Source organism: Pseudomonas sp. Pmew2, from assembly GCF_058129885.1.
Genome location: NZ_CM176702.1, coordinates 2,353,445 through 2,364,891 on the forward strand (window position 1 = coordinate 2,353,445; position 11,447 = coordinate 2,364,891).

8 protein-coding genes and 2 tRNA genes are annotated in these 11,447 nt (G+C 59.1%); 8 read left to right on the plus strand and 2 right to left on the minus strand.

Features of this window, described 5'->3' with window-relative positions; all coding sequences use genetic code 11:
- Positions 1 to 103 precede the first annotated feature (103 nt).
- On the plus strand, positions 104 to 2,443 hold the full coding sequence (pvdQ, locus tag AC4ANK_RS10650; RefSeq protein WP_044423753.1) for a bifunctional acylase PvdQ: 2,340 nt from the start codon (positions 104 to 106) through the stop codon (positions 2,441 to 2,443).
- A 55-nt stretch (positions 2,444 to 2,498) separates the two neighbouring features.
- On the opposite strand, the gene AC4ANK_RS10655 is transcribed toward pvdQ, so the two are convergent.
- Entirely contained in the window at positions 2,499 to 2,822 is a 324-nt protein-coding gene (locus AC4ANK_RS10655) for a hypothetical protein (RefSeq protein WP_002552945.1), read from the minus strand.
- Between the two features lie 235 nt (positions 2,823 to 3,057).
- Positions 3,058 to 4,254 carry an amino acid aminotransferase gene (locus AC4ANK_RS10660; protein WP_002552946.1) on the minus strand — a complete coding sequence of 399 codons (1,197 nt, stop codon included), beginning with the start codon at positions 4,252 to 4,254 and terminating at the stop codon, positions 3,058 to 3,060.
- Between the two features lie 378 nt (positions 4,255 to 4,632).
- Between AC4ANK_RS10660 and uvrB the strand changes: the two genes are divergently transcribed.
- The 7 genes from uvrB to AC4ANK_RS10695 all read left to right on the plus strand — a co-directional run bounded on the left by uvrB (position 4,633) and on the right by AC4ANK_RS10695 (position 11,423).
- Positions 4,633 to 6,648, plus strand: a complete 2,016-nt coding sequence (gene uvrB, locus AC4ANK_RS10665) for an excinuclease ABC subunit UvrB (RefSeq protein WP_002552947.1) — start codon at positions 4,633 to 4,635, stop codon at positions 6,646 to 6,648.
- A 557-nt stretch (positions 6,649 to 7,205) separates the two neighbouring features.
- Positions 7,206 to 8,687: a glutamate--tRNA ligase gene (gltX, locus tag AC4ANK_RS10670; protein ID WP_005734390.1), complete on the plus strand. Its 1,482-nt coding sequence runs from the start codon at positions 7,206 to 7,208 to the stop codon at positions 8,685 to 8,687.
- Positions 8,688 to 8,835: 148 nt separating this feature from the next.
- Positions 8,836 to 8,911, plus strand: a tRNA-Ala gene (locus AC4ANK_RS10675).
- Between the two features lie 88 nt (positions 8,912 to 8,999).
- Positions 9,000 to 9,075: transfer RNA gene (locus tag AC4ANK_RS10680), tRNA-Glu, on the plus strand.
- A gap of 318 nt (positions 9,076 to 9,393) precedes the next feature.
- Positions 9,394 to 9,855 carry an acyl-CoA thioesterase gene (locus AC4ANK_RS10685; RefSeq protein WP_004658990.1) on the plus strand — a complete coding sequence of 154 codons (462 nt, stop codon included), beginning with the start codon at positions 9,394 to 9,396 and terminating at the stop codon, positions 9,853 to 9,855.
- Positions 9,856 to 9,884: 29 nt separating this feature from the next.
- On the plus strand, positions 9,885 to 10,850 hold the full coding sequence (locus AC4ANK_RS10690) for a tRNA dihydrouridine synthase (protein WP_002552949.1): 966 nt from the start codon (positions 9,885 to 9,887) through the stop codon (positions 10,848 to 10,850).
- Positions 10,851 to 10,979: 129 nt separating this feature from the next.
- A complete protein-coding gene (locus AC4ANK_RS10695) occupies positions 10,980 to 11,423 on the plus strand; it encodes an Hsp20 family protein (protein WP_002552950.1) in 444 nt (147 codons plus the stop codon).
- The last annotated feature ends 24 nt before the right edge of the window (positions 11,424 to 11,447 follow it).

Sequence of the window (11,447 nt, forward strand, 5' to 3'; positions counted from 1 at the left end):
ATTTAGCGTCGGCTGCGGGTTGCATTGCGCGAGTAAATTTTGCGTCTGCGCTTCGTTTAAGGGGAGCGGCTAATTCGGGTCGTCTTGTCGAGTTGGAGTCAGCGTGATTATTTCCAGACCCCTGTGCGGTTTTGTGTTTGCAGGTCTTTCTTTCGCGGTGATATTGCCTGCCCAGGCCCTGGTTGCCGCTGATCATCAGGCTGCCCGTGCCGAAATCCGGCGTACCGGTTTTGGCGTGCCGCATATCGTCGCCGCCAATGAGCGCGGTCTGGGTTACGGCATCGGTTATGCGTATGCGCAGGACAACCTGTGCCTGCTGGCCAACGAAGTTGTGACCGTCAACGGCGAGCGATCACGCTATTTCGGGCCGGACAAGGCGACCCTTGAGCAACGCAGCAACATGGCCAGCGACCTGCTGTTCAAGTGGCTCAACACGCCTGAGGCACTGGCTGATTTCTGGAAAGCCCAGCCGCCCGAGATTCGCCAGTTGATGCAGGGCTATGTCGCCGGCTACAACCGCTCGCTGGGTGAGCAGAAGGCCAAGGGTCTGCCGCAGCCTTGCGCAGCCGATTGGGTTCGACCGATCAGTACCGATGATTTGCTGCGCCTGACTCGCCGCTTGCTGGTCGAGGGCGGCGTAGGGCAGTTCACTGAGGCACTGGCGGGTGCCAAACCGCCTTCTGCGCAAAAGCCATTGCAGGTTGATAGCCAGCAGGTTCAGGCGCTGCAATTGGCCGCTGTGCGCAACCAGCGCTTTGCCCTGGAGCGTGGCAGCAATGCCGTTGCAGTAGGGCACGAGCTGTCCGCCAATGGGCGCGGCATGCTGTTGGCCAACCCGCATTTTCCATGGGGCGGCGGCATGCGTTTCTATCAAATGCACCTGACCATTCCTGGCAAGCTCGACGTGATGGGCGCCGCATTGCCGGGCCTGCCGCTGATCAATATCGGTTTCAACCGGCATCTGGCCTGGAGCCATACCGTCGACACGTCGAAACACTTCACCTTGCATCGCTTGCAGCTCGACCCGAAAGACTCGACCCGTTACCTGCTGGATGGAAAATCCATCGCTATGGGCCAGCAGCAAGTCAGCGTCGAGATGAAGCAGCCGGACGGTAGCCTCAAGGCTGTGCCGCGCATCATTTATTCCTCGAAGTTCGGCCCGGTGGTGCAGTGGCCGGGCAAGCTGGACTGGGATGACAAGTTCGCCTTCAGCCTGCGTGACGCCAACCTGGAAAACGACCGTGTGTTACAGCAGTGGTATTCGATGGACAAGGCTGACAGCCTCAAGGCGTTTCAGGATTCGGTGCACAAGATTCAGGGCATTCCGTGGGTCAATACCCTGGCGGTCGATGCCAAGGGGCAGGCGCTGTACATGAACCTCTCGGTAGTACCGAACGTGGACGCCGCCAAGCTCGCCAAGTGCAGTGACCCGCGTATCGGCACCGAGCTGATCGTGCTCGACGGCTCGCGCAGTGAATGTAACTGGGACATATCCGCGGAGGCGGCTCAGGCGGGTATTTATCCGTCCTCACGCCAGCCGCAACTGTTGCGTAGCGACTTTGTGCAGCATTCCAATGACTCTGCCTGGATGGTCAATCCCGCGGCACCACTGAAGGGATTTTCGCCGTTGATCAGCCAGGACGGTCAGCCACTCGGTCAGCGTGCGCGCTTTGCGCTGGATCGGCTGGGCAGCCTGCAACAGGCTGGCAAGGTCAGCGCCGAGAATCTGCAAGCGATGGTCATGGACAACGAGGTGTATCAGGCCGGGCAAGTGCTGCCGGATCTGTTGAAGTTCTGTGCTTCGGAGCTGGGTGATGATGTAGCGCGTCTGACGCCGTTGTGCGCCGCCTTGAAAGCCTGGGACGGACGCGCTGATCTGAACAGTGGTATCGGGTTCGTGTACTTCCAGCGGATCATGACATCCATGCAAGGCGTTGCCTCGCGCTGGCGCGTGGTGTTCGACCCGCAGAACCCGACCCACACGCCAAGCGGGCTGGCCATTGAAAACCCTCGGGTTGCCAGCGCACTGCGCGCCGCCATGCTTGCGGCGGTTGATGAGGTGGCCAAGGCCGGTCTTTCGCCCGAGAGTAAATGGGGCGACATTCAGGTCTCCAGCCTCAGCGGCAAACCCATTCCGATTCATGGTGGCCCGGCCGGGCTCGGCATCTACAACGCCATGCAGACCATCGCTGGCAAGGACGGCAAGCGTGAGGTGGTCAGCGGCACCAGTTATCTGCAGGTCGTGACGTTTGATGAGCAGGGGCCCAGAGCGCAAGGTCTGCTGGCATTTTCTGAATCGAGCAACCCGCAGTCGGCCCACTCAAGTGACCAGACCGAGGCGTTTTCGAAAAAGCAGTGGAGTGAGTTGCCGTTCACCGAACAGCAAATCAAGGCTGATCCAGCGTATCAGGTGCAGGTGATCAGCGAGGAGGGCAGCCGCTGAACATGGCAGGAGAAGCGTTTGGGCCGGGCGGCCCAAATGCGCTTGCCTGTCGGGATTAGCCGCCGGGCGTATCGATATCGGCGTCAACACCCTGGGTAGGCTGATGATTGCGTAGATCTTCGGTTTTTTCCTCTGGCTCATGGTCGGGCACGTAAGCACTGTCGCCGGATGACTGGCTTTGGCTTTGGCTTTGGCCTTGAGACTGAGACTGGCTGGGAGCAGGGCTTTGGCCCTGATTCTGGCCTCCACCTTTTTCCGTCTCTGGTTCTACGTCCGCAACCTGTGGCTCGATGGCCGGGTCGTTGCGGTCTGCGCCCTGGTCAGCGGGCGTATGGTGGCCCGGTGGCTGTTCTTTCTGACGTTGCGGTTCGATGGACATGCGTACCTCGATATCTGTTTCAGAAAATGGTCTGACAGGGTTTCGAAAGGTAGCCATATGGATCGTTCGATTCAGTTGCCGAACGGTGCTGAAGGAGGGTGATGCAGGATTGGGTGTTGTGTGAGGCTACGGGAGGTGCGATGTTCGCGAAGGGGGCCGTACAGTTGCATGAGATGCATTGAACGGAATATAGCCTTCGCGAACAGGTTCGCTACAGAAGATATAGGCAGCGCGGTTACAGCACTTTCTTGATTGCGTCGCACACGGCATCAATATTCTTCTGGTTCAGCGCCGCCACGCAGATACGCCCCGTATCCAGCGCGTAGATGCCGAATTCGCTGCGCAGGCGTTGTGCCTGTGCGGCGGTCAGGCCGGAATAGGAGAACATGCCGCACTGACGGCCGACAAAGCTGAAGTCCTGACCTGCCGGGTTATCGGCCAGGCGCTCGACCATGGCTTTGCGCATGCCTTGAATGCGCACGCGCATCTCGCCAAGTTCTTCTTCCCACAGGGCGCGCAGTGCCGGGTCGTTGAGCACCGCAGCGGAAATGATCGCACCGTGGGTCGGCGGGTTGGAGTAGTTGGTGCGGATCACGCGCTTGACCTGCGACAGAACGCGGGCAGTTTCTTCTTTCGATTCGGTAATGATCGACAGCGCGCCCACACGTTCGCCATACAGCGACAGCGACTTGGAAAACGAGCTGGAGGCGAAGAAGGTCAGGCCCGACTCGGCGAACAGGCGCACAGCCAGTGCATCTTCCTGAATGCCTTGACCGAAGCCCTGGTACGCCATGTCCAGAAACGGTACATGGCCCTTGGCCTTTACCACTTCCAGCACTTTTTTCCAGTCATCCAGGCTCAGATCGACGCCAGTCGGGTTGTGGCAGCAGGCGTGCAGCACGACGATCGAGTTGTTCGGCAGGTTCTGCAGGTCTTCAAGCATGCCGGCGCGGTTCACGTCGTGGGTGGCTGCGTCGTAATAACGGTAGTTCTGCACCGGGAAACCTGCGGTTTCGAACAGTGCGCGGTGGTTTTCCCAGCTTGGGTCGCTGATCGCTACCACTGCGTTGGGCAGCAGCTGCTTGAGGAAGTCGGCACCGATCTTCAAGGCACCTGTGCCGCCGACCGATTGAGTGGTCAGCACACGGCCTGAAGCGATCAGCGGTGAATCAGCTCCCAGCAGCAGTTTTTGCACGGCCTGGTCATAAGCGGCAATGCCGTCGATCGGCAGGTAACCGCGCGGCGCGTGCTGGGCGACACGGATCTTTTCAGCTTCAGCCACGGCACGCAGCAGAGGAATGCGCCCCTCTTCATCACAGTAGACGCCTACGCCAAGGTTGACCTTGGTGGTGCGGGTGTCAGCGTTGAAGGCTTCGTTGATACCCAGGATCGGATCGCGGGGTGCCATTTCGACAGCGGAGAACAGGCTCATTGTGCGGCGGCTCTTGATGAAGAGTGGGTAGGGATGCACGCTGCGGCTGAATGCGCCAAAGCGGTGCACAAACAGGGCTTAGTATAGAGAGCATCCCCTCGCCGGGCGACAGGTCGGGGCGGCTTTTTTCGAGGTTATGTGCATATTTTCAGAACGTTCGTCCCGTTCGAGCCTCAATGCTTTAAGTGCGTGACTTGAAAGGCCAGCATATGGCTCCATCTAGTAAGCATCATTTCAAGACATCGCACGCCTTTTCCCGGCGGGACCGGGCGTTGGCGATGATTTCGTCATGGCCTGTCAGTCCATTCAGGTGAGGCGAGCCCTTTGCGCGATCCCGTCGCGTACGAATCAAGTCGCGTATGAACCAAGAGGTAGGATATGTCCGAGTTCCAGCTCGTTACCCGTTTTGAGCCAGCCGGCGATCAGCCCGAGGCCATTCGCCAACTGGTCGAAGGGATCGACGCAGGGCTCGCGCACCAGACCTTGCTGGGGGTGACCGGCTCGGGCAAGACGTTCAGCATCGCCAACGTGATCTCTCAGGTGAAGCGCCCGACGCTGGTCCTGGCACCGAACAAGACCCTGGCCGCGCAGTTGTATGGCGAATTCAAGGCGTTCTTCCCGAACAACGCCGTGGAATATTTCGTTTCCTATTACGACTACTACCAGCCCGAGGCCTATGTGCCATCGTCTGACACCTTCATCGAGAAGGATGCGTCGATCAACGACCACATCGAGCAGATGCGCCTGTCTGCAACCAAGGCGCTGCTGGAGCGTAAGGACGCGATCATCGTCACCACGGTGTCGTGCATCTACGGCCTGGGCAGCCCGGAAACCTATCTGCGCATGGTCATGCACATCGACCGTGGCGACAAACTGGACCAGCGCGCCCTGTTGCGACGACTGGCCGACCTGCAATACACCCGCAACGACATGGACTTCGCCCGTGCGACGTTCAGGGTGCGTGGCGATGTCATCGACATCTACCCGGCCGAATCCGATCTGGAGGCGATCCGCGTCGAGCTGTTCGATGATGAGGTCGAAAGCCTGTCGGCGTTCGATCCGCTGACCGGTGAGGTGATCCGCAAGCTGCCGCGCTTCACGTTCTACCCCAAGAGCCATTACGTTACCCCGCGCGAGACGCTGATCGAGGCAATGGAAGGGATCAAGGTCGAGTTGCAGGAGCGTCTTGAATACCTGCGCACTCAGAACAAGCTCGTGGAAGCCCAGCGTCTGGAGCAACGGACCCGCTTCGATTTGGAGATGATGCTGGAGCTGGGCTACTGCAACGGTATCGAAAACTACTCGCGCTACCTGTCGGGCCGTCCGTCCGGTGCGCCGCCTCCGACCCTGTTCGACTACCTGCCTGCCGATGCCTTGCTGGTGATCGACGAGTCTCACGTCAGCGTGCCGCAGGTCGGCGCGATGTACAAAGGCGACCGCTCACGCAAGGAAACCCTGGTTGAGTACGGGTTTCGTTTGCCATCGGCGCTGGATAACCGGCCCATGCGCTTTGACGAGTGGGAAGCGATCAGCCCGCAGACCATTTTTGTCTCGGCGACGCCGGGCAACTATGAAGCGGAACACGCGGGACGTGTCGTCGAGCAGGTAGTACGCCCGACTGGTCTGGTGGACCCACAGATCGAGATTCGCCCGGCGCTGACCCAGGTCGACGACCTGTTGTCGGAAATCCACAAACGTACGGCGCTGGAAGAGCGGGTGCTGGTCACCACGCTGACCAAGCGCATGTCAGAGGATTTGACCGATTACCTCAGCGACCACGGGGTGCGAGTGCGTTACCTGCACTCGGACATCGATACAGTTGAACGTGTCGAGATCATCCGCGACCTGCGTCTGGGTACCTTCGATGTGTTGGTGGGGATCAACCTGCTGCGCGAGGGCCTGGACATGCCGGAAGTGTCGCTGGTTGCGATTCTCGATGCCGACAAGGAAGGTTTCCTGCGTTCCGACCGTTCGCTGATTCAGACCATCGGTCGGGCTGCGCGTAACCTCAATGGCCGGGCGATCCTGTACGCCGATCGCATCACTGGTTCCATGGAGCGCGCCATTGGCGAAACCGAACGGCGCCGCGATAAACAGCTCGCCTTTAACCTTGAGCACGGCATTACCCCAAAAGGCGTGTTCAAGGACGTTGCAGACATCATGGAAGGTGCCACGGTACCCGGCTCGCGCAGCAAGAAGCGCAAGGGCATGGCCAAGGCCGCCGAAGAAAACGCTCGCTACGAAAACGAACTGCGCTCGCCGAGCGAGATCAACAAGCGCATTCGTCAACTGGAAGAAAAAATGTACCAGTTGGCCCGCGACCTGGAGTTCGAAGCCGCCGCGCAGATGCGCGACGAGATCGGCAAGTTGCGGGAGCGGTTGCTGGCGGTTTGATTTGTGTGCTGGATACGCAACTGACCACAGTGCCAATGCTCTGGCACTTTGTTAGTGACGCTTTGCGCCCTATCTATGCTACAGCACAACATCCACGCTTTACGCGTAGCCGTTGCCAACGCAGTGCTTTTCAACCGCGATGGCACAGACGACGCAAATTGCGACCTTAGTGACGGCTGAGTCCTGGCGCTGATCCGGGGGGTAGCCTGGCAGGACGCCAGGCTAGCCGCACCGGGCCATGGATGGCCCGTTGCGGCGACCCACGGATCAGTGACAGGGCGAAGGAACCCGACGAAGTCGGGCCGGAAACAGGAGCGGGGACTTTGCCTACTTTGGTCCCTCAAAGTAGGGCGCCGTAAGGGCGCAAAGGTGGCCTGAGCCGAACCCCGACCCAACTGACATCGCAGAACCGCTGTGTGACGCGGAGCGTCACGAACTGCATTCCCACGCGGAGCGTGCGGAACGATAGGTGTTCCGGCGATTACCTTTCACGCTGGAGCCGCATGCCCCCAGCCTGTTAACATTCCGCGCTTGATTGACCTATTTCGGGATTTTCCATGACCACCGTTCGTACCCGCATCGCGCCATCGCCCACGGGCGACCCTCACGTCGGCACGGCCTACATTGCGCTGTTCAACTACTGCTTTGCCAAACAGCATGGCGGCGAGTTCATTCTGCGCATTGAAGACACCGATCAACTGCGCTCGACCCGCGAGTCCGAACAGCAGATCTTCGACGCACTGCGCTGGCTGGGTATCGAATGGAGCGAAGGGCCGGATGTCGGTGGTCCACACGGCCCGTATCGTCAAAGCGAGCGGGGCGATATCTACCAGAAATACGCGCAGCAACTGGTCGAGCTGGGTCACGCCTTCCCGTGTTTCTGCACCGCCGAAGAGCTGGACGAGATGCGCGCCGAGCAACAGGCCAAGGGTGAAACCCCGCGCTATGACGGTCGCGCCTTGCTGCTCTCCAAGGAAGAAGTGCAACGCCGTCTGGACGCTGGCGAGCCCCACGTGATTCGCATGAAAGTGCCGACCGAAGGCGTCTGCGTCGTGCCGGACATGCTGCGCGGCGAAGTCGAAATCCCGTGGGACCGCATGGATATGCAGGTCCTGATGAAGACCGACGGTCTGCCGACCTACTTTCTCGCCAACGTGGTCGATGACCACCTGATGGGCATCACCCACGTACTGCGCGGCGAAGAATGGCTGCCATCGGCACCCAAACTGATCCTGCTTTACGAGTACTTTGGCTGGGACAAGCCACAGCTGTGCTACATGCCGCTGCTGCGTAACCCGGACAAGAGCAAGCTGTCCAAGCGCAAGAACCCGACCTCGGTGACCTTCTACGAGCGCATGGGCTTCATGCCTGAAGCCATGCTCAACTACCTGGGCCGCATGGGCTGGTCGATGCCGGACGAGCGCGAGAAGTTCTCGTTGCAGGAAATGGTCGACAATTTCGACCTGTCGCGTGTCTCGCTGGGCGGGCCGATCTTCGATATCGAAAAACTGTCCTGGCTCAATGGTCAGTGGTTGCGTGATCTGCCGGTCGAGGAGTTTGCCAGCCGGTTGAAAACGTGGGCACTGAACCCCGACTACATGATGAAGATCGCACCGCACGTGCAGGGCAGGGTAGAGACCTTCAGTCAGGTCGCTCCGCTGGCCGGTTTCTTCTTCGCCGGTGGCGTTACGCCCGATGTGAAGCTGTTCGAGCACAAGAAGCTGTCCCCGGAGCAGGTCCGTCAGGTGATGCAGTTGATTCTGTGGAAGCTGGAGTCGCTGCGTCAGTGGGAGAAGGACCGGATCATGGGCTGCATCCAGGCCGTCGTCGAGCACCTCGAGCTCAAGCTGCGTGACGCCATGCCCCTGATGTTTGCGGCGATTACCGGCCAGGCCAACTCGGTCTCGGTGACCGATGCGATGGAGATCCTCGGTCCGGACCTGACCCGCTTCCGCCTGCGTCAGGCCCTGGATTTGTTGGGTGGTGTTTCGAAGAAAGAAAACAAGGAATGGGAAAAGCTGCTGGGCTCCATCGCCTGAGGCGTTCCCTGTTCCTGTCAGACGCCCCCGGTTTTCCGGGGGTTTAAAGGTAAGTGGTTGTATTACCGACAAAAAAGTTTGGAAAATGTAAAAAATAAATTTGACAGCTCTGTCACTCACGCTTAATATGCGCCCCGTCCACTGATGTGGGGCTTTAGCTCAGCTGGGAGAGCGCCTGCATGGCATGCAGGAGGTCAGCGGTTCGATCCCGCTAAGCTCCACCAAATTTAGCGTTTCAGAGCGCTGCTACACTGCTCTGAAACGATGTGAAACAAGCGGATCCAGCGACCGTTTGTTTTATAAGAAGGTTTTGTCCCCTTCGTCTAGTGGCCTAGGACACCGCCCTTTCACGGCGGTAACAGGGGTTCGAGTCCCCTAGGGGACGCCACGATTTCCCGCTCTGCGGGACCAAGGGTCATTCGATTATTGAATGGCCCTTTTGTTTTTTCAGGGTTTGAAAAATCGCCCTTCCTGCCTCTATTTATTCCCACAGGTATGTGTTCAGCCTGCAATTGCGGTTTCAGCTCTTTTATCCGGGCTTATTCAGGCGTGTGTATAACACTGAGCGCTGGAGCGTGAGGAATGTACAGGTCCTTTCGCGAACAAGTTCGCTCCCACGGCCTTCGGCCAGAATCAAAAGCAGACGCGCCACTATCCTGACTTCGCTACACTCCCGCTTATCACATTCACTCAAGCAGGAGCACGCATGGTCTGGGATCGGGCAACGCCTTTCGTCATTGATCTGAACGTCGGCGCTGAAGACATCGACGGGCTGGGGCACGCCAATAATGCCGTGTACGTCTCCTGGCTGGAGCGCTGCGCCTGGCGGCATTCGCAGTATCTGGGCCTGGACCTGACCGAGTACCGGCGTCTGGACCGGGCCATGGCGGTGGTCAGACACGAGATCGACTACCTGGCCAGTGCCTATGAGAACGATGAACTGCAACTGGCGACCTGGATCGTCGATTGGGATCGCCGCCTGAAAATGACCCGTTGCTTTCAGCTCAAGCGACCCGCCGACAACCTGACGTTGCTGCGCGCGCAAACCACCTTTGTCTGCATCGAACTGTCCAGCGGTCGGCCCAAGCGCATGCCCGCCGAGTTCATCGAGGGCTATGGCGCAGCCATCCCTGACGGCACCGTTCCCAATCCGCACGCCGGGCAGTAAACTGCCGGACTTTTTTTCGAGTGTGACCCATGCAAATTGCTCTGGCGCCCATGGAGGGGTTGGTCGACGACATCCTGCGCGATGCCCTGACGAAAGTAGGTGGTATCGACTGGTGCGTGACCGAATTCATCCGGGTGTCCGAGCGTTTGATGCCTGCGCCCTACTTTTACAAATACGCTTCGGAATTCCACAAAGGCGCGAAGACCGACGCAGGTACGCCTTTGCGGCTCCAGCTGTTGGGCTCCGACCCAGTGTGTCTGGCCGAGAACGCCGCGTTCGCCTGTGAGTTGGGCGCACCGGTATTGGACCTGAACTTCGGTTGTCCGGCCAAGACTGTCAATCGCTCCCGTGGTGGCGCAATCCTGCTCAAAGAGCCGGAACTGCTGCACTCGATCGTCAGCCAGGTACGCCGTGCCGTGCCCAGACATATTCCTGTAACAGCCAAGATGCGTCTGGGTTACGAAAACACCGATGGCGCGCTGGATTGCGCGCGGGCGTTGGCCGACGGCGGAGCAGAGCAAATAGTCGTTCACGCACGCACCAAGGTCGACGGTTACAAGCCGCCCGCGCACTGGGAGTGGATTGCACGCATTCAGGAGGTGGTGAAGGTCCCCGTGGTGGCCAACGGTGAAATCTGGACCGTTGACGATTGGCGTCGTTGCCGGGAAATATGCGGCGCACGCGACATCATGATTGGTCGCGGGCTGGTGGCGCGCCCTGATCTGGCCCGGCAGATAGCTGCGGCACAGAAGGGTGAAGAGGTCGTGCCGATGACCTGGGATGAGTTGCAGCCCATGCTGCGCGCTTTCTGGCAGGCCTGTCTGATCAAGATGACGCTCATTCAGGCGCCGGGTCGTCTCAAGCAATGGTTGGTGCTACTGACCAAGAGCTACCCTGAGGCGACCCTGATGTTCAATGCGCTACGCCGCGAAACCGACTGTGATCGCATCGGCGTGATGCTGGGCTGTCTGCCTGGATGCTTACCCGAAAGCTAACCCCGACGAACGGTCGAAAAAAACCTGAAAAAAGTCTCTTGAAAAGTGAATGGGTATCCCTATTTTGCTGATCAAGCGATGCCGAAAACGGGTCGCGTACACCACTCGCTGATAAACAGGAGAATTGTTATGGCTACTGCATTTTCTCTGGCTCCACTGTTTCGCAACTCAGTGGGTTTCGACCGCTTCAACGACCTGTTCGAGTCGGCGGCACGAAATGAGACAACCAGCGGCTACCCTCCCTACAACGTGGAGCGGCATACCGATGATCATTACCGGATCGTGATCGCTGCGGCAGGCATGCAAGAGCAGGACCTTGAGCTACAGGTCGAGAAGGGCGTATTGACCGTGATCGGCAACAAGCGCGAGCAGGAAGCCGACAACGTGACCTATCTGCATCAGGGTATTGCCCGGCGTGAATTCAAGCTGTCGTTCAGGCTGGCCGACAATATCGAGGTCAAGGGTGCCGACCTGTCTCACGGTCTGTTGAGCATCGACCTGGTGCGCAACGTGCCGGAAGAGGCAAAACCAAAGCGCATTCCGCTCAATACCCAGAAAGTACTGGGCAGCTAATCAGTTGTTCTATAGAAGAGGCGC

Coding starts and splice junctions, on each gene's coding strand:
- AC4ANK_RS10655 (WP_002552945.1), bottom strand. CDS start 2,822: ATGTCCATCGAACCGCAACGTCAGAAAGAACAGCCACCGGGCCACCAT.
- AC4ANK_RS10660 (WP_002552946.1), bottom strand. CDS start 4,254: ATGAGCCTGTTCTCCGCTGTCGAAATGGCACCCCGCGATCCGATCCTG.
- uvrB (WP_002552947.1), top strand. CDS start 4,633: ATGTCCGAGTTCCAGCTCGTTACCCGTTTTGAGCCAGCCGGCGATCAG.
- gltX (WP_005734390.1), top strand. CDS start 7,206: ATGACCACCGTTCGTACCCGCATCGCGCCATCGCCCACGGGCGACCCT.
- AC4ANK_RS10685 (WP_004658990.1), top strand. CDS start 9,394: ATGGTCTGGGATCGGGCAACGCCTTTCGTCATTGATCTGAACGTCGGC.
- AC4ANK_RS10690 (WP_002552949.1), top strand. CDS start 9,885: ATGCAAATTGCTCTGGCGCCCATGGAGGGGTTGGTCGACGACATCCTG.
- AC4ANK_RS10695 (WP_002552950.1), top strand. CDS start 10,980: ATGGCTACTGCATTTTCTCTGGCTCCACTGTTTCGCAACTCAGTGGGT.